Here is a 17,372-nt window from a genome sequence, read left to right as displayed (position 1 = left end):
GTCCGGCGGAGGCCGGAACTGGCAGACTTCGCCCGGGGCGGAGCACGGACCACAGGCGGAGGCTGATACGAATGACCGGCGTGCAGGCGGGTACCGGCGCGACCGCGCGGCGTATGCAGCTCGGTTCCCAGTTGCGCCGCCTCCGGGAGGCGAGAGGGGTGTCCAGAGAGGACGCCGGCTACTCGATCCGGGGTTCCGAATCGAAGATCAGCCGGATGGAACTCGGCCGGGTCGGTTTCAAACAGCGCGATGTCGCCGACCTGCTCACCCTTTACGGCGTCGACGACGAGGCCGAGCGGGCTGCCCTGCTCGACCTGGTCGGTGAGACCAACACCCCTGCCTGGTGGCACGGTTACAGCGACGTGGTGCCGCCCTGGTTCCAGACCTACCTGGGGCTGGAGGAGTCCGCCCGGACGATCAGCAGCTACGAGGCCCAGTTCATCCACGGGCTGCTGCAGACCGAGGACTACGCCCGCGCCGTGATCCTGCTCGGCAACTCCGCCGCGCCGCCCGAGGAGATCGAGCGCCGGGTCGCCGTCCGGCTGCGACGTCAGCACCTGCTGCTCGGCGCCGACGGCCCCGAGATCCTGGCCATCGTGGACGAGGCTGCGCTGCGCCGGCTCTGCGGCGGGCCCGAGGTGATGCGCCACCAGCTCCGCCGTCTGATCGAGCTGTCCGCGCTGCCCCGGCTGACGCTGCAGGTCATGCCGCTGGGTACGGACGGGCTCGCCGCGCAGAGCGGCGCCTTCTCGGTCCTGGGCTTCCCCGGGCCCGACCTGCACGATCTGGTCTACCTGGAGCAGTTCACCACCGCGCTCTACCTCGACAAGCCGGCCGAGGTCGCCGAGTACACCACGGCCATGGAGCGGCTCCGGGAAGAGAGCCTGCCGCCGGATCGGACCCTGACACTTCTCGAGTCGGCCCTCCAGGAGCTTTAACAGATAAGTACGATGATGATCCGTCAACTTGTAGGGGTGCTCGTCCCCTCGGTGAAAGGGATCAGATGTCCTACTTCTCGGAACTGTCACTGCAGTACATCGATGGTGAGTGGCGGCCGGGCAGCGGTCGCTGGGACATCGTCGACCTGAACCCGTACAGCGGCGAGAAGCTGGCCTCGATCACCATCGCCACCGTCGAGGAGGTCGACCAGGCGTACCGGGCGGCGGAGCGCGCGCAGAAGCCCTGGGGGAAGCTCAACCCGTACGCCCGCCGGCTGGTCTTCGAGCGGGCGATCCGGATCATCGAGGAGCGCGAGCAGGAGATCACCGAGACGATCATCGCCGAGCTCGGCGGCACCGCGCTCAAGGCCGCCTTCGAGCTGTCGCTCACCAAGGACGCGCTGCGCGAGGCGATGCAGATAGCCCTCCGCGCCGAGGGCCGGATCCTGCCCTCGCCGGTGGACGGCAAGGAGAACCGACTCTACCGGCTCCCGGTCGGCGTGGTCGGCGTGATCAGCCCGTTCAACTTCCCGCTGTTCCTGTCGCTCAAGGCCGTCGCGCCTGCGCTGGCACTCGGCAACGGCGTGGTCCTCAAGCCGCACCAGGACGCCCCGATCACCGGCGGCACGCTGATCGCGAAGATCTTCGAGGAGGCCGGCCTGCCGGCTGGCGTGCTCAACGTGGTGCTCACCGACATCGCGGAGATCGGTGATGCCTTCATCGAGCACCCGGTGCCCAAGGTGATCGCCTTCACCGGCTCGGACCAGGTCGGCCGGCACGTCGCCCAGGTGGCCGCCGGGCACTTCAAGCGGACCGTACTCGAACTCGGCGGCAACAGCGCCCTGATCGTGCTGGACGACGCCGACCTCGACTACGCCGTGGACGCCGCCGTGTTCAGCCGCTTCGCCCACCAGGGCCAGGTCTGCATGGCCGCCAACCGGGTGCTGGTCGACGTCAAGGTGCTGGCGGAGTTCACCGAGAAGTTCGTCCGCAAGACGGCCTCGCTGAAGGTCGGCGACCCGCAGGACCCGGAGACCCAGATCGGCCCGCTGATCAACACCGCCCAGGCCGACGCCATCACCGCGCAGGTCGACGCGGCCGTGGCGGACGGCGCCATCGTCCTGCTGCGCGGCGCCACGGTCGGCACGCTGATGGACCCGGTGGTGCTCACCGGCCTGGCCGAGGACGCACCCATCCTGCACCGGGAGATCTTCGGCCCGGTGGTGCTGCTGGTCCCCTTCGACGGCGAGGACGAGGCCGTCCGGCTGGCCAACGACACCCCGTTCGGCCTCAGCGGCGCCGTCCACACCGGCAGCATCGAGCGCGGCGTGCGGCTGGCCCAGCAGATCGAGACCGGCATGATCCACATCAACGACGGCACGATCCACGACGAGCCGATCGTCCCCTTCGGCGGGGAGAAGAGTTCCGGTGTCGGCCGCCTCAACGGCGACGCGACGGTGGAGGCGTTCACCACGCTGAAGTGGATCTCCATCCAGCACGAGCGCAGCAGGTTCCCGTTCTGACGGCGTAACCGTCGGGCAACTGGCTGACTGGAGAAGCTTGTTCACGTCAAAGCTCTGGCGCCGTTCACCTTCCGGGCGGCAGGCTGACGGGCCATGAGTGCTTCGAATTCCGCTGAGCGTCCCACTGTCAGCAGGCGCGGTCTCATCGCCGGCGCCACCGGGATCGGACTGGCCGGTGTCGCGGCCGCTCCGGCGGCAGCGGCCAGTCCGCTGCTCTGGGAGCGGCCGGGCCGGTCGGGTGCCCCAAGGGTGGCCGGCCTGCACCTGCAGTTCGGTTCGGACGCCTCCCGCGAGGCCGTCGTCTCCTGGCACACCACCACCTCGGTCTCCAACCCCCGGGTCAGGTACGGAACTTCGCAGGGCGGCTTCGGCCGCGCCGTGCAGGCGCAGACCACTACTTATCGCGACGCCAAGTCCGGTACCGAGGTCCAGGTGCACCACGCCCGGCTGACCGGCCTGCACCCGGACACCGACTACGTCTACGCCGCCCTGCACGACGGCGTGACCCCCGAGCTCGGGACGCTGCGCACCGCTCCGCGCGGCCGGGGCGCCTTCACCTTCACCAGCTTCGGGGACCAGGGCACGCCGACACTGGGCAAGCTCACCAGCACGGGCTACGTAAACGACAACCTCGGCAGCCCGGCGGCCGGGGACACCACGGCCGGTGTCGAACGCATCGCCCCGCTCTTCCACCTGGTCAACGGCGACCTCTGCTACGCCAACCTGTCCACCGACCGGGTCCGCACCTGGTCGGACTGGTTCGAGAACAACTCCCGCTCCGCCCGGCACCGCCCCTGGATGCCCGCAGCGGGCAACCACGAGAACGAGCTCGGCAACGGACCGGTCGGATACGGCGCGTACCAGGCGTACTTCAGCGTGCCGGAGGCCGGTGCGGACGAGCAACTCGGCGGCCTGTGGTACTCGTTCACGGCGGGCGCGGTCCGGGTCATCAGCCTCAACAACGACGACATCGCCTACCAGGACGCCGGCAGCTCCTACGTGCACGGCTACTCGGGAGGCGCCCAGCAGCGTTGGCTGGAAAGCGAGTTGGCGGCTGCCGATGCCGATCCGGACATCGACTGGATCGTGGTCTGCATGCACCAGGTGGTGATCTCCACTGCCGACAAGTTCAACGGCGCCGACCTCGGCATCCGCGAGACCTGGGTGCCGCTGTTCGACCGCTACGGCGTGGACCTGGTGGTCTGCGGCCACGAGCACCACTACGAACGCTCGCACCCGATCCGGGGCCAGCAGCCCACCGACACCCGCACCCCGATCCCGGTCGCCACCGATACCGAGCTGATCGACACCACCAAGGGCACCGTCCACATGGTCATCGGCGGCGGCGGCACCTCCGCGCCGTCCAACCACCTCTTCTACAGCCCCGAGAAGTGCCGGGTCATCACCGGCGTCGGGCCCGTCGACCCGGCCACCGGCAAGCGCCCGCCGCTGTACGTCGTCGAGGACGCCCCCTGGTCCGCCTTCCGGGACGGCGACCACTCCTACGGCTTCGCGGCCTTCGAGGTCGACCCCGGCGAGCGCGGCGGCGACACCACCATCACGGTCACCTACTACGCCGTCACCGGCCCGTACGGCGACCTCGTCCCCGTCGACCGCTTCACCCTCACCCGCCCACGCGGGGCCCGGGGCGCCGGGCTCGCTCGCTGAGGCGGCGGCTGCGCGAGGTCGGAGGGCTGCGGGCCTGTTGCCTTCCGGTTTCGCGCACGCGTTTCATCAAGCAGAGCCCCGCGCTCCTGGGGTGGCCCATCCCGCTAGGCCGGGTAGTCGGCCAGGGTGATCGCGCTGGCGGCCTTGGTGGTCATCCGGCTGAAAACGCCTGCCATGAAGCGGGAGGAGAGCATCCGGTAGCCGAGGTTGCGCTGCCGGATCTGCGCTTTGGTCTGTGGAGCCAGGAACGGCCCGGCGCCCTCCGCGAGCTTCTGGCAGCCCCTGGCGTACTTGCGGATCGCCTGCTCGTAGCGGGCGAAGGCGACCCGGTGGTCGCCGTCGGCCCGCGCCAACTCGCCCGCCAGGACGTACGAGCAGACCACCGCGAGCCCGGTGCCCAGGCCGCCCATGGTCGCGCCGTACCCGGCGTCACCGAGCAGTACCACCCGGCCCGAGGACCAACTGTCCATCCGCACCTGGGAGATGGCGTCGAAGTAGAAGTCGGGTGACTCCCACATCGCGGTCAGCAGCCCGGGGACCTCCCAGCCGATACCGGCGTAGCGCTCGGCGACGATCCGCTTCTGCTCGTCGATGTCGTGCCGGTCGTACGTCAGTTGACCGGCGGCGAAGATGAAGCCCGCGCCGGCGGTCTCCGGCTCGACGCTGGTCAGCATCGCGCTGTGCCCCGGCACGCTGAAGACCCGCCCCTCGCGCTCCAGGCCGAGCCGGTTGGGCACGCTGTAACCGCCGGCCACGTAGTAGCCGAGGTGGTGGACGTACTCGGCCTCGTCGCCGAAGGCCAGCCGCCGAACGTTGGAGTGCAGGCCGTCCGCGCCCACCACCAGGTCGAAGGTGCGCGGCTCGCCCCGGTCGAAGGTCACCTGCACGCCGTCGGCGGTCTCGGTGAGCGAGGCGATCGAGTCGCCGAAGACGTACTCGGCGCTGTCCTTGGTCCGGCCGTAGAGGATCCGGCTGAGCTTTCCGCGTTCGATCTCGACGTCGCCCGCCATGAACGAGGACGGCAGCGTGGCCTGCGGCCGGTTCTGCTCGTCGACCAGCACCATGTCACCCATGTTGGTCTGCTGGGCGCGGATCTCGTCGAGTACGCCCATCCGCTCCAGCACCGCCAGGTGCACGTGCCCCCGGAAGTCCACGTTGAAGCCGCCCTCGCGGAGTGCGGGAGCCTTCTCGACCACCGTCACCCGGTAGCCGTACCTGGTCAGCCAGTGGGCGAGGGCGGGCCCGGCGATGCTCGCGCCGGAGACCAGGACGTGCTTGGCGGTGCTGCTCATGACTGCCTCCCCGTGGTGCCGGCGGGCGTTCCCGGCCGGTACGACGACCATAGGGGAGAGTTGGACAAGTGTGCAAGATAAACGTCTCACTCATTCGTGTCAGACGATCGATCCAGGCGTGGCGCACTGCACCAGGAGTACTGAGCAATGGTCAGAAGTGTTCTGCAGTAACGGAGTTGCTGGCCTGGCCGGCCGCCGTCGAGGCCGCGCCCGGAGCCTCAGGCGTCCGGCGCGGCGCAGCCCGCCAGCAGGGCATCGGTCAGGGCGGTGCGCAGATACAGCACCGCCCGGCCCGCCCGGTGCCGGGACACCAGCCCCGCACCGCTCAGCGCCGACAGGTGGTGCGAGACGTTCGGCGCCGACAGGCCCGTACGGAGGGCGAGTTCCGTGGTCGAGGCGGGGGAGTCCAGCTCGGCCAGCAGCAGGGCCCGGGCCCGGCCGAGGACGCCGGCCAGGCCGTCCGGCACGGGCGTAGCCCGCTCCCAGAGCGTCGCGACCCCGCGCGGCGGGTAGATCAGACCCGGCTGGTGCGGCGGATCGGTCTGCGAGTACACGCCCGGCCAGGCGAACACCGACGGCACCAGGACCAGCCCGCGCTCGCCGTCCAGACTCCGCTCCGCCCGGAACCAGCGGTGCGCCACCCGCAGCGTGCCGCGTTCCCAACTCACCCTCGGATGCAGGTCGCTGAAGAGCGAGGCAGGACCGCCCGTCGCCATCTGCCGCGCCCGGTACAGGATCTCGCCCTCCACCAGTCGCTGGATGCGCGGCCAGAACGGAGCGACGGCGGCGTCCCAGTACGCCAGCACCTCCGCCGCCAGGCGCACCAGCCCCGCCTCCGGATCGGACCGGAACTCGGCCACCAGCGGCGGTAGTTCACCCTGGTACCGGTCCAGATCGACCACCACCTGGGCCGGATCGGTGGCCAGCAGCTGATCCAGCTCCGCCCTGATCCCGGGCGCGGAACCCACCGGCACCGGCGTGAGGAAGTCCGGGGTGTGCACCGTCGGGATCGGGACCAGCTGTGACAGTAGCTCGAACCCCACCCCGCGCAGCCGCCCCCGCGCCGACCGTACCCACGGCAGGTGGACCGCGTGCTCGCCCGGCTCCTTCAGCACCTGCACACTGTTGGTGATCTCCCACAACGGCGAAGAGGCGAACCGCGTCACCGCCAGATCCTGAGCCGAGAACTCCAGCGTGAGCACGCTCCTCCACCCTCCCGTTCCAGGATTCGACCCTCCAGGATTCGATCAGGACGAAATCTCTGGGCCCCACCGGGGTACCGCCCGAGGATCAGGCCATGACCACCATGACCCCTGACCTGCGCCGCCGCACACCTCCGAGGGCCGCCGGTCAGCGTAACCTCATCGGCGCACACCTGATCGACAGCCTCGGCAGCGGACTACTGCTCGCCTTCACCGTCGTCTGGTTCGCCCGCACCACCACGCTCACCCTGCCCGCCGTCGGCGCCGCGATCAGCCTCGGCCGACTGCTCGCCCTGCCCACCGCACTGCTCGTCGGACCGGTCATCGACCGCTTCGACGCCCGACGGGTCGCGGCCGGTGCCAACCTGATCTCCGCCCTCGCGTACACCGGCTTCCTCGCCGCCGGGCAGGTCTGGCAGATCGTTACGGTCGTCGCCCTCGCCCAGATCGGTGCCGCCGCCTACTGGACCGCCAGCACCGGCCTGGTGGTGCTCGCCGCCGAAGAACCGGACCGCCCGCGCTGGTTCGCCCTGATCGGCTCACTGCGCAACGCCGGCCTCGCCGCCGGCGGCGCGCTGGGCGCCGTACTGCTCGCGACCGGCGGCACCGGCGGACTGCGGATCACGGTGCTCGCCAACGCCGCCAGCTACGCCCTCGCCGCCGCCCTGCTCGCCACCTGGCGCCCCACCCACCCCGCCCGAACTCCCGTCAACCGTACGGCAGTCGAGGGCAGCTACCGCACCGTCCTGCACGACCGGCGCTACCTGCTGCTGGTCACCGTCAACCTGAGCTTCGTCTTCGCCTCGCTCGTGCTCAGCCTGCTGCTCGCCATCTACCTCACCGACGGCCTGCACCGACAGGCCTGGATGGCCGGCTCACTGCTGCTGCTGAACTGCGCACAGGTCGCCCTCACCCAGACCGCCGTCGCCCGCAGGCTCGCCAAGTACCGCCCCACCCGGGTCATCGCCGCCGGATCGCTGCTCAACGCGCTCGCCTTCGGCCTCTTCGCCGCGCTCTCCGCAGCCCCCGCCTGGGCCGTCACGGCGGGCCTGTACGCCGCGATGCTGGTCTACAACGCCGCCGAGACGGTCGCGACCCCGTACCGGGAGGAACTCAGCGTCCGCCTCGCCGACCCCGGCCTGCGTGGCCGCTACCTGGCGGTCTACCAACTCTCCTGGACGGTCGGCCAGACGACCGCCCCCGCCCTGCTCACCCTGCTGCTCGGCTACGGCGCCCCCTGCCCGTGGCTCTTCCTCGCGGCGCTCAGCCTCGCCGCCGTCCCCGTGCTGCTCCGGCTCGAACGGTAGGCGGGGGCAAACCGATTCAGGCCCGGGCGTCGAACCGCGCCCGGTTGGCGTCGATCTGCGGATAGCTCCGCTTCGCCCACTCCGCCAGCGCCAGCACCGGCGCCATCAGGGTGCGGCCGAGGTCGGTCAGCTCGTACTCCACCCGGGGCGGCACCTCGGCGTACGCGGTCCGGGTGGCCAGCCCGTCCCGCTCCAGGCGGCGCAGGGTCAGGGTCAGCATCCGCTGCGAGATGCCGTCCACCTCCTGCTGGATCGCGCCGAACCGGAGCGGACCGCACTGCAGTGAGCCGATCACCAGCAGGCTCCACTTGTCGCCGACCCGGTCCAGCAGTTCACGGATCGCCCGCCCCTCGGGCTGGTCCGGGCAGGCCGACGGCTCCGCGATGCTCGTACCGGCCATCAGGCACCTCCGTGTTCGTGGCGCACACCCGTGTGCCTTTTGTGGGGGTCGTGAAAGTCACGCATCATGCCGTTACGCACTAATGGTAACCATCGAGCCCCGAAGGATCCCGCCGTGAACCTCGCCCTCTGGATCGCCGCCGGCCTCCAGGCCGCCGCCTACCTCCTCGCCGGGCTGCACAAGGCCGCCCAGCCCCGCGAGAAGCTGCTCGCCGACCCGCAGTTCGCCTGGACGGCCGACTACCCAGTCCCGGTCCGGGTCATCGGCGTCATCGAGTTGCTCGGCGCCCTCGGGCTCGTCCTGCCGCAGGCGACCGGCATCGCCCCGCTGCTCGCCCCGCTCGCCGCCGTCGGGCTGGCGATAGTCCAGGTCCTCGCCGCCCGGCTCCACCTGCAGCGAGGTGAGCGCAAGACACTGCCGGTGAACGCCGTGCTGCTCGTGCTGGCCGTCCTCGTCGCCGTCGGTCGCTTCGCGCTCTGAGCCGGGAACGCCGGATCGGCGGCACTGTGACGCACAGTGCCGCCGACCGGTTTCCACACACCCTCCAGGGATTAGAACAGCGGCACACCCTTGCGCACCAGGCGCCAGTTCACGGCGGCGAAGTCCTTCGGGTCGATGACGCCCTTCGCCTTCACCCAGGCGATCATGGTGTTGCGGATCTCGTCCGAGTTCGCCCACACCTTCGGCGCCGTCGCGACGTGCGGGAAGTTGCCGCCGCCGTTGGCCCGGTAGTTGTTCACCGCGAGTACGAACTGCCCCGCCGGGTCGATCGGCTTGCCGGCGTACGACAGCTTGACGATCCGCGAGCCGACCGGCTGGGTGAGGTCGATGTCGTACGAAATCCCGTAGATCGAGTCGTAGTTGTAGTCCGGCGTGTTCTGCTGGTTGGTGAGCGTGTCGAGGTTGACGGGCGCACCCACCGCCAGCTGGGCGAAGTACCGGGCCGAGTACTCCAGGTAGTCCTTTATCTGACTACCCGTCAGAATGCGGGCCTCCAGGGTGTTCTCGTAGATGTACAGGCCGGCCGCGTCCCGCAGCTTCACCGTCCCCGCCGGGATCAGCGCCGTGCGGTTGAACGGCGCCGCCTGGGCCAGCACCGGCAGCTTGGCGTACTGGGTCGGGGCCAGCGCCGCCTTCACGGTGTCCGCCTGGATCCGCCCGATCAGGTCGATGATCGGCACGTCCTTGTACGGCGCCTCGGCGATCGACAGGGCCACCTTGCAGGTGCCGATCGGCTGGTTGACGTACTTGACGACCTTCTTGTGCTGCTCGGTCAGCAGCTTCACGATCTTCGGGTCCTCCGGCACGGTGTTGGAGTTCAACACCCGCGCGGAGAGCGACGTGACATGCCACCCGCCCTTGTCGAACTCCACCTCGAAGTCGAAGCAGGAGAGCCGCTGGCCCCAGCAGAGCGGCTCGGAGAGGACCACCGTCTTCCCGGTCTGCTTGTTGACGATCAGCCGCTGCGGCACCTCCTTGTGGGTGTGGCCCACCAGCACCGCGTCGATGCCCGGCACGGTCTCCGCCATCTCACCCGAGGCGTCCTCCGGGTAGGGCAGCTGGTCCCCGTACGTGGTCGGCTCGTCGATGCCAGAGTGCGCCGACACCACGATGATGTCCGCACCGGCGGCCTTCATCCGGGGCACGTACTTCTTCGCCATCTCGACGATGCCCGGGAAGATCATCTGCCCCGCGACGTTCGCCTTGTCCCAGATCGCGATGCCCGGGTTGGTCAGACCCAGGATGCCCACCCGCACCGGACGGCCGTGCCCGAGGTGCAGCTCCTTGATCACGTACGGCTGGAAGGCCGGCTTCTCGTCCTTCGCGTGCAGCGCGTTCGCGCCCAGCAGCGGGAAGTTCAGCTGCTCCTCGAAGGCCCGGACGGTCGGGATGCCGTAGTTGAACTCGTGGTTGCCGAGCGCGGCGGCGTCGTAGCCGATGGCGTTCATGGCCAGCGCCATCGGGTGCTTCGGTGCGTGCTGCTTGGCCGTGATCGGCTCCACCCGGGCGTAGTAGTACGTCAGTTGGGTGCCCTGGATGATGTCACCCGCGTCGATCAGCAGGGTGTGGCAGCGGCCCTTCTCGGCGCGGATCCGGTTCACCAGGGTGGAGATCTTGGCGAGGCCGACGTCGTTGTGCGCCTTGTCGGCGTAGACGGCGTCGGTGAAGTAGTCCCAGTTCAGCACCCGGCCGTGCAGGTCGGTGGTGCCCATCACGGTGAACGTCTGCTTCTGCGGGGGCTGGTGGCACTCGGGGGCCACCTCGGCCGCTGCCGCCGGGGTGGCGGTGATCACCGGCAGGCCGCCGACCATGGCGGCGCCGGCTGCGGTGGCGGCCGAGCGGGTGACGAAGTCACGACGATTCAAGGGCATGGACGACTCCAACGTGGGGCAAGAAGACGGACCGTCAGCAAGTACTAGTGACGCGCGTAGAAGTCTGCACAAGAATCCGGTCGGCGAACAGCCCCCGAAGGTTTCCAACAAGTGAGTACTGGAAGACCCGCAGGTGACGCGAGTGTGAGTCAACGTCACCGCTCTCCATCACTCGAAGTGCTGATGTCCCGGTGGTCCGTGCCGATGCCGGGGAGGCCCACCGCCCGGCCCCGGATCGGCACGGCGCTCCAACTCGACCTCGCAGAAGTCGAAGTCACACCGTGTCAGCCCGTTCACCGAATCGTTCGCCAACTGCCACCGGGCGGACCACTGGAACGTCGTTGTTACGCACCGGTAATGCCTACGCTCGTGACTATGCGCCGAGCAAAAATCGTCTGTACCCTCGGGCCCGCCGCCGACTCGTTCGACCAGATCAAGGCCCTGGTCGACGCCGGCATGGACATCGCCCGATTCAACCTCAGCCACGGCTCCCAGCTGGAGCACGAGGAACGCTACCGCCGCGTCCGCAAGGCCTCCGACGAGACCGGCCGCAGCGTGGGCGTCCTGGTCGACCTCCAAGGTCCGAAGATCCGACTCGACACCTTCGCCGACGGGCCGGTACTCCTTGAACGCGGCGACGAGTTCACCATCTCCGTCGAGGACGGTGTGGTCGGTGACCGCGACATCTGCGGCACCACCTACAAGGGCCTCGCGGCGGACGTCTCCCGCGGCGAGCGCATCCTCATCGACGACGGCCGGGTCTGCCTCGAAGTCACCCACGTCGACGGCGGACGCGTGCACTGCATCGTCATCGAAGGCGGCCTGATCTCCGACCACAAGGGCCTCAACCTCCCCGGCGTCGCCGTCTCGGTCCCCGCGCTCAGCGACAAAGACGTCGCCGACCTGCGCTGGGCCCTGCGGACCGGTGCCGACCTGATCGCCCTCTCCTTCGTCCGCAGCGGCAAGGACATCGAGGACGTCCACCGCATCATGGCCGAGGAGAACCGTTACCTCCCGGTCATCGCCAAGATCGAGAAGCCGCAGGCCGTCGACAACCTCGAATCCATCGTGGAAGCCTTCGACGGCATCATGGTCGCCCGTGGCGACCTCGGCGTCGAAATGCCGCTGGAGCAGGTCCCGCTGGTGCAGAAGCGGGCCATCAAGCTCGCCAAGCGCAACGCCAAGCCGGTCATCGTCGCCACCCAGATGCTCGACTCGATGATCAACGCCTCCCGGCCGACCAGGGCGGAGGCGTCCGACGTGGCCAACGCCGTCCTCGACGGCACCGACGCGCTGATGCTCTCCGGCGAGACCTCGGTGGGCAAGTACCCCGTCGAGACCGTCCGCACCATGGGCCGCATCATCGAGGCCGTCGAGGAGGACGTCCTCGCGGCCGGCCTCCCCCCGCTCACCGAGCGCAACAAGCCCCGCACCCAGGGCGGCGCGGTCGCCCGCGCGGCCGCCGAGATCGGCGACTTCCTGAACGCCAAGTACCTGGTCGCCTTCACCCAGAGCGGCGACACCGCCCGCCGGCTGACCCGCTACCGCTCGCCCATCCCCGTCCTCGCCTTCACCTACGAGCCGGCCGTCCGCAGCCAACTCGCCGTCACCTGGGGCGTCGAGACCTTCCTCGGCCCGTTCGCCCCCACCACCGACGAACTGGTCGCCCAGGTCGACTCCCAGCTGCTCAGTCTTGGCCGCTGCCAGAAGGGCGACATCGTCGTCATCACGGCCGGCTCACCCCCCGGCCTGGCCGGCTCCACCAACCTCGTCCGCGTCCACCACGTCGGCGAACTCGACAACTGACGCCCAGCACCCCGCACGGCTCTCGTACGGACATACGCGGGCGGCGCCCTCCTTTCGAGGGAACGCCGCCCGTTCGTCTGCGCTGCGGGCGGGGCGGTCGCCGACAGCTGTCCGGGGCCGTCGACGGCCGGTCCTGGCGGTCGGCTTCGGAAGCCTCGAAGTCCTCGGAAGCCATTCGGGCCGGGTGGCAGAAGTGCGGAGCAGGCGGCGCGGCTACCGGGTGTGAGCGGATTCGAGGTCAGGGCAGGGTGAGGATGCGGGGGCCGTCGTCGGTGATGGCGACGGTGTGCTCGATGTGGGCGGCTCGGCTGCCGTCGATCGTGCGCAGGGTCCATCCGTCGGGGTCGGTGTAGTAGTCGTTGCGTCCTCCGGCCATCAGCATGGGTTCGATGGCGAGGGTGAGGCCGTGGCGCAGGGGGAACCCTCGGCCGGGGCGTCCGTGGTTGGGGACGTGGGGGTCTTCGTGCATCTGGCGGCCGATGCCGTGGCCGCCGAAGTCGGCCGGCATGCCGCACGCTGCCTTGCGGGCGACCGTGCCGATGGCATGGGAGATGTCTCCGATGCGGTGGCCGACGGTGGCGGCGGCGATGCCGGCGTCCAGCGCCCGCTGGGTGGCGGCGATGAGGTCCAGATCGGCGGGGCGGGGGGTGCCGACGGTGAAGCTGATCGCGGCGTCGCCGGTCCAGCCGTCGAGTTCGGCTCCGCAGTCGATGCTGACCAGGTCGCCGTCGCGCAGGCGGTAGCCGTCGGGGATGCCGTGCGCGACGGCGTCGTTGACGGAGGCGCAGATCACGGCGGGGAAGGGGACGGGGGCGAAGGAGGGCTGGTAGCCCAGGAACGGAGAGTGCGCCCCGGCCTTGGTCAGGACGGTGCGGGCGGCTTCGTCGAGCTCGCGCAGGCGGACCCCCACGGCTGCCGCTTCGCGGGCGGCAGCGAGTGCGTGGGCCACGACCCGCCCGGCTTCTCGCATCGTCTCCAGTGCCATGTCGGTCTTGATCTCCACCATGTGTCGTGACTCCTCTGCGATGCGTCGCTGTCCAATACTTATACCGGTATTAGTATCACGGGTATGGTGAGAGTTCCTTTGAGTCCGCAGGAGCGGCAACGCGGAGAGCGCTTCGGCGCTCTGCTCCGCCAGGCTCGCGGCGACCGCAGCATGGTGGACGTGGCAGCGGCGGCCGGGGTGTCCGCAGAGACACTCCGCAAGATCGAGACCGGCCGGGCCCCGACCCCGGCCTTCTTCACCGTGGCGGCCCTGGCCTACGCGCTGGACCTGTCGCTGGACGACCTGGCCGCAGCCTGCGCGGAGGATGCCGACTGCGACGGGCAGGCCAGGTCGGCGTGAACGTCAGGCGCATGCCGTCCGGCCGGGAAGCGCGCATCCCTGACATGGCACGGCAATGCCGACAGTGCCGCACGACACCAGATCTCCGGCCCCTACGCGGCATGACGCGGACTCCCGCGTCAACTCCCGACGGACTTCGCGAGCCGACCGGGCGACCGTCCTGGCGTCGCGACGCCGCCCACCGTTTTGCCGGTCGGCCCGAGTTGCCGATCGCAAGTGCCGGGTCGTCACTTCGGAGCCGGCCGTCCGCAGGTCTTCCGGGCGCGGGTCGGTTGAATTCGACGGCGCGCCGGACAGGTTGACGGAAGTCGAGGGAGGTTGACGGAGCCCGTGGGCGACGGCATGATGACGGACTGCGTGGCCTACGCCGAACCTCCCGCGACCGTCCCCAGCACGGTCTCCCAGCGGAGGCAAAGGGACCAGCCGTCTCAGGTCGCTGTCGCAGCCCGATCGCCTCGGGCGAGGTTGCTGGGGAGCCGTCGCTCAAGGCGTGGAAGGCCGCTATGACAGCCCACAGCAACTTCAAGCGCCAGGTGCGCGCCCGTGCCGCCAAGACCGGCGAGTCCTACACCTCCGCCCTCCGGCACTTCCGTCCGACTCCTTCGGGAGACGTCACGGACGTCACGGACGTCAGGCCGGCAGCAGCGAACCCCAAGCGCGTCCGGCTCGCCGTCGCGCAGACCCCCGTCCGCGAGGACCCCCGCGATGTGGACGCGCTGCGCGAGAGCGGCCGTCAGGTCCGTGCTCTGATGCGTGAGGCGAGTGCTCGGGGCGCGAGGATCGTGCACTTCCCGGAAGGCGCGATCTGCTCTCCCCACAAGCTCGTGATGTCCGTCGACAGCCCGGACGCGGTCGGTCCGGCGGACTGGGAGCGGTGCCAGTGGCCGGTCCTGCAAGCGGAGTTGGCCTCGATCGCCAAGTCGGCACGTGAGCTGCGGCTGTGGACGGTGATCGCCTCGGTGCACCGCCTGGGCGAGCCGAACCGCCCGCACAACAGCCTCTACGTCATCTCCGATCGAGGCGAGGTGGTCACGCGGTACGACGAGCGCCTGCTGTCGAACACGAAGGTCTCGTACCTGTACTCGCCGGGCAGCTCGCCAGTGACCTTCGACGTCGACGGTGTGCGCTTCGGCTGCCTGCTCGGCATGGAGATCCACTATCCGGAGTTGTTCGCCGAGTACGAGAAACTGGACGTCGACTGCGTCCTGTTCTCCACGACCGGCGTCTCCCCGGGCAACGCCGCCGTCCAGGCCCAGGGCCACGCTGCGGCCAACAGCTACTGGGTCAGCTTCTCGGTGCCGACGCAGCACAGCGCGACGGCACCGTCCGGAGTCATCGCCCCGGGCGGCGACTGGCTGGAGCGGTGCCCTGCGGACGGTTCGCCGTCGGTGGCGGTCGTGGACCTCGACGACGCTTCCGAGGCCGCCGCCGAAGCGGTGACCTACGCACGCCCCTGGCGTCGTGAGTCGCGCGCGGGCGTGTACGCCGGGCACCAGGTGACCGACCCGCGCAGCTCAGACCGCACGGCGGCCTTCTAGCGCGGAAATCCGGGGGGTTCGCGGCACGGGACGGCTCCCGCGCCGCGAACCCCTCCGATCAGGCGTGCTGGAGTGCGAGGGCGCTGGACTTCGATGCACTCGTGGCGACCGTCAGTACTTGGGGCCGATGTGCTCGTCCATCAGGGCGACTGACGCCCGGCGGGCGACGGAGACGTTCACGGCTCCGTTCGAGCGCGCGGCCACCTTCCACTCCACGCCGAGGGTGTCGAGGGTGCCCGTGAAGATCCGGACGATGTCGGCGGACGTGTTGGTGAAAAAGTAGCGCGGGTACTCGTAGCGCTTGGACTGACCCGCGACCGTCCTGGTGGCCCAGTTGGTGATCCGACAGCCGTCGGAGTGGATCAGCCCGCGCAGCAACTCCCACGGATGTTCCGCGACGATTTGCTGTTGCCACGCCGTCAGGCTGATGCGGCGCAGGTGCTTCGGCCCCGGTCCGTGCTGAGGGAAGAGGCAGGGCCAGTGCTTGCTGGTACTGACAACTGACGTGCAGCCGGGGGCTGATACGCGGGAGACACCATTGGTCGGCAGCACCGCCGTGACCGCCCGCGCGCACTCGTCGATGAGCCCGGGCCAGGCGTTCCCGCACGCTATGCGCAGGGCGTGGACGCCCCCACGGCCTTCGCTGATGCAACCGTCGCCCAGGTACAGGCCCAGCAGGTAGGCGTAGTCGGCCCTTGGACGGTCCGTGGAGAGCGTTCCTGATCTGACGGGACATTCGGCTGTCATCAGGGGGCTCGGAGTGATGCGGATCGTCCATTCACGGACGGAGAACCGCGAGACTCCTGTCGCTCGACTGACCTCGCTGATGGTGAGTCCGGACTCGTGGAGGGCGACTGCGTGCTGACGCGTAGCCATGTCGTACATGTCACGAACAGTTAGCAGGGGAAGCCGTCTCGCATGATGGATTCGGCAGTATCTTCATCCGCAGGTATGAAGATCGCCAACGGCAAATACTTGGTAAAGAGCCTTCGAATCGAAGGAAAAGTGCCCCGAGTGGGACTCGAACCCACACTGTAAGGTGTTTGAGACCTTCGCCTGCTGCCAATTGGGCTATCGGGGCCTGGCAATCAAAGGTGAAACCCCTGAGTGCGTGCTTCAAACATACAGTGTCTAGGTACCCTCGTGCATGCAGCCCCCGCCAGAACGAGGAGTCCCTTGAGTACCGCCGACGAGCAGCCCGTGGCGCTTGACACCGACTCGCCCCAGATCACCCGAATTGTCATCGCCGAGGACGAGACGCTGATCCGTCTCGACCTGAAGGAGATGCTGGAAGAAGAGGGTTACACCGTCGTCGGCGAGGCCGGAGACGGAGCGACTGCGGTGAAGCTGGTCGAGGAGCTCCGCCCGGACCTGGCGATCCTCGATGTGAAGATGCCGATCCTGGACGGTCTGTCCGCCGCCGAGCAGATCCACGCCGCGCATCTCGCCCCCGTGCTGATGCTCACCGCCTTCTCACAGCGCGAGCTGGTCGACCGGGCGCGGGACGCCGGTGCGATGGCGTACATCGTGAAGCCGTTCAGCAAGAGCGACCTCGTTCCCGCGATCGAGATGGCGGTCTCCCGTTACACGGAGATGCGCACGCTCGAGGAGGAGATCGCCGACCTCTCGCAGCGCCTGGAGACCCGCAAGCTGGTCGACCGGGCGAAGAGCGTGCTGCAGACGAAGTTCGGCCTGAACGAGCCGGCCGCCTTCCGGTGGATCCAGAAGACCTCGATGGACCGTCGGATGACGATGGCCGCCGTCGCCGAGGCAGTGATCGAGGAGGGTGTGGCCCAGGACAGGAAGAAGTCCGAGGCCGAGTCGCCGTCCGAGGGCTGACCGCTCGACCCGGGAGAACTCGCGACTTCGCCCCGCCGGATGTGTCTGAATCCGGCGGGGCGAAGTGCTGCCCCTGGGGCGCCCGTCCTGCGCTGGGTGGTCAGCGTGCCGGTGACAGCTGGCAGACGAGCGGGGTGGAGTG

General features: G+C 69.4%; 15 protein-coding genes and 1 tRNA gene. 9 read left to right on the top strand and 7 right to left on the bottom strand.

What is annotated here, in order from left to right; translation table 11 throughout:
• Positions 1-71 precede the first annotated feature (71 nt).
• The 3 genes from P3T29_RS18000 (at position 72) to P3T29_RS17990 (ending at position 4,129) form a co-directional block, all read left to right on the top strand.
• Complete coding sequence (locus P3T29_RS18000) at positions 72-938, top strand: helix-turn-helix transcriptional regulator (protein WP_280717511.1); 867 nt, start codon at positions 72-74, stop codon at positions 936-938.
• Between the two features lie 65 nt (positions 939-1,003).
• Positions 1,004-2,461, top strand: coding sequence for an aldehyde dehydrogenase family protein (locus P3T29_RS17995; protein ID WP_280717510.1), 1,458 nt, complete (start codon positions 1,004-1,006; stop codon positions 2,459-2,461).
• A gap of 93 nt (positions 2,462-2,554) precedes the next feature.
• On the top strand, positions 2,555-4,129 hold the full coding sequence (locus P3T29_RS17990; protein WP_280717509.1) for a metallophosphoesterase family protein: 1,575 nt from the start codon (positions 2,555-2,557) through the stop codon (positions 4,127-4,129).
• Between the two features lie 104 nt (positions 4,130-4,233).
• Here the strand turns inward: P3T29_RS17990 and P3T29_RS17985 are convergent, their stop codons facing one another.
• Positions 4,234-5,421, bottom strand: coding sequence for an FAD-dependent monooxygenase (locus P3T29_RS17985; protein ID WP_280717508.1), 1,188 nt, complete (start codon positions 5,419-5,421; stop codon positions 4,234-4,236).
• Between the two features lie 218 nt (positions 5,422-5,639).
• Positions 5,640-6,623 (bottom strand): ArsR family transcriptional regulator, encoded by a 984-nt coding sequence (locus P3T29_RS17980; RefSeq protein WP_280717507.1) that lies wholly within the window; start codon positions 6,621-6,623, stop codon positions 5,640-5,642.
• 95 nt (positions 6,624-6,718) lie between these two features.
• Between P3T29_RS17980 and P3T29_RS17975 the strand changes: the two genes are divergently transcribed.
• The gene (locus P3T29_RS17975; protein WP_280717506.1) at positions 6,719-7,930 is read left to right on the top strand and encodes an MFS transporter; all 1,212 of its coding nucleotides are present in this window, start codon (positions 6,719-6,721) and stop codon (positions 7,928-7,930) included.
• Positions 7,931-7,946: 16 nt separating this feature from the next.
• Here P3T29_RS17975 and P3T29_RS17970 read toward each other — a convergent pair whose 3' ends face one another.
• A complete protein-coding gene (locus P3T29_RS17970) occupies positions 7,947-8,330 on the bottom strand; it encodes a helix-turn-helix domain-containing protein (RefSeq protein ID WP_280717505.1) in 384 nt (127 codons plus the stop codon).
• A 114-nt stretch (positions 8,331-8,444) separates the two neighbouring features.
• On the opposite strand from P3T29_RS17970, the gene P3T29_RS17965 reads away from it, so the two are divergent.
• The gene (locus tag P3T29_RS17965) at positions 8,445-8,810 is read left to right on the top strand and encodes a DoxX family protein (RefSeq protein ID WP_280717504.1); all 366 of its coding nucleotides are present in this window, start codon (positions 8,445-8,447) and stop codon (positions 8,808-8,810) included.
• Positions 8,811-8,881: 71 nt separating this feature from the next.
• On the opposite strand, the gene P3T29_RS17960 is transcribed toward P3T29_RS17965, so the two are convergent.
• Positions 8,882-10,702, bottom strand: coding sequence for a 5'-nucleotidase C-terminal domain-containing protein (locus P3T29_RS17960; protein WP_280717503.1), 1,821 nt, complete (start codon positions 10,700-10,702; stop codon positions 8,882-8,884).
• A 375-nt stretch (positions 10,703-11,077) separates the two neighbouring features.
• Between P3T29_RS17960 and pyk the strand changes: the two genes are divergently transcribed.
• Positions 11,078-12,508, top strand: a complete 1,431-nt coding sequence (gene pyk, locus P3T29_RS17955) for a pyruvate kinase (RefSeq protein ID WP_280717502.1) — start codon at positions 11,078-11,080, stop codon at positions 12,506-12,508.
• 238 nt (positions 12,509-12,746) lie between these two features.
• On the opposite strand, the gene map is transcribed toward pyk, so the two are convergent.
• Entirely contained in the window at positions 12,747-13,514 is a 768-nt protein-coding gene (gene map / locus P3T29_RS17950; RefSeq protein WP_280717501.1) for a type I methionyl aminopeptidase, read from the bottom strand.
• 63 nt (positions 13,515-13,577) lie between these two features.
• Here map and P3T29_RS17945 point away from each other — a divergent pair, with 63 nt between their 5' ends.
• Positions 13,578-13,853 (top strand): helix-turn-helix transcriptional regulator, encoded by a 276-nt coding sequence (locus P3T29_RS17945; RefSeq protein ID WP_280717500.1) that lies wholly within the window; start codon positions 13,578-13,580, stop codon positions 13,851-13,853.
• A gap of 503 nt (positions 13,854-14,356) precedes the next feature.
• Positions 14,357-15,391 carry a carbon-nitrogen hydrolase family protein gene (locus P3T29_RS17940; RefSeq protein ID WP_280717499.1) on the top strand — a complete coding sequence of 345 codons (1,035 nt, stop codon included), beginning with the start codon at positions 14,357-14,359 and terminating at the stop codon, positions 15,389-15,391.
• Between the two features lie 111 nt (positions 15,392-15,502).
• Here the strand turns inward: P3T29_RS17940 and P3T29_RS17935 are convergent, their stop codons facing one another.
• Complete coding sequence (locus P3T29_RS17935) at positions 15,503-16,138, bottom strand: hypothetical protein (RefSeq protein ID WP_348532838.1); 636 nt, start codon at positions 16,136-16,138, stop codon at positions 15,503-15,505.
• Positions 16,139-16,397: 259 nt separating this feature from the next.
• Positions 16,398-16,472, bottom strand: a tRNA-Leu gene (locus tag P3T29_RS17930).
• Between the two features lie 95 nt (positions 16,473-16,567).
• Here P3T29_RS17930 and P3T29_RS17925 point away from each other — a divergent pair.
• Positions 16,568-17,230 carry a response regulator gene (locus tag P3T29_RS17925; RefSeq protein WP_280717497.1) on the top strand — a complete coding sequence of 221 codons (663 nt, stop codon included), beginning with the start codon at positions 16,568-16,570 and terminating at the stop codon, positions 17,228-17,230.
• The last annotated feature ends 142 nt before the right edge of the window (positions 17,231-17,372 follow it).

The organism is Kitasatospora sp. MAP5-34, from assembly GCF_029894335.1.
Lineage (GTDB): Bacteria > Actinomycetota > Actinomycetes > Streptomycetales > Streptomycetaceae > Kitasatospora.
Note: the sequence above shows the minus strand (reverse complement) of the source record. Positions and strands in the feature narration are given on the sequence as shown.

Coding starts and splice junctions, on each gene's coding strand:
- P3T29_RS18000 (WP_280717511.1), top strand. CDS start 72: ATGACCGGCGTGCAGGCGGGTACCGGCGCGACCGCGCGGCGTATGCAG.
- P3T29_RS17995 (WP_280717510.1), top strand. CDS start 1,004: ATGTCCTACTTCTCGGAACTGTCACTGCAGTACATCGATGGTGAGTGG.
- P3T29_RS17990 (WP_280717509.1), top strand. CDS start 2,555: ATGAGTGCTTCGAATTCCGCTGAGCGTCCCACTGTCAGCAGGCGCGGT.
- P3T29_RS17985 (WP_280717508.1), bottom strand. CDS start 5,421: ATGAGCAGCACCGCCAAGCACGTCCTGGTCTCCGGCGCGAGCATCGCC.
- P3T29_RS17975 (WP_280717506.1), top strand. CDS start 6,719: ATGACCACCATGACCCCTGACCTGCGCCGCCGCACACCTCCGAGGGCC.
- P3T29_RS17970 (WP_280717505.1), bottom strand. CDS start 8,330: ATGGCCGGTACGAGCATCGCGGAGCCGTCGGCCTGCCCGGACCAGCCC.
- P3T29_RS17960 (WP_280717503.1), bottom strand. CDS start 10,702: ATGCCCTTGAATCGTCGTGACTTCGTCACCCGCTCGGCCGCCACCGCA.
- pyk (WP_280717502.1), top strand. CDS start 11,078: ATGCGCCGAGCAAAAATCGTCTGTACCCTCGGGCCCGCCGCCGACTCG.
- map (WP_280717501.1), bottom strand. CDS start 13,514: ATGGTGGAGATCAAGACCGACATGGCACTGGAGACGATGCGAGAAGCC.
- P3T29_RS17945 (WP_280717500.1), top strand. CDS start 13,578: ATGGTGAGAGTTCCTTTGAGTCCGCAGGAGCGGCAACGCGGAGAGCGC.
- P3T29_RS17940 (WP_280717499.1), top strand. CDS start 14,357: ATGACAGCCCACAGCAACTTCAAGCGCCAGGTGCGCGCCCGTGCCGCC.
- P3T29_RS17935 (WP_348532838.1), bottom strand. CDS start 16,138: ATGACAGCCGAATGTCCCGTCAGATCAGGAACGCTCTCCACGGACCGT.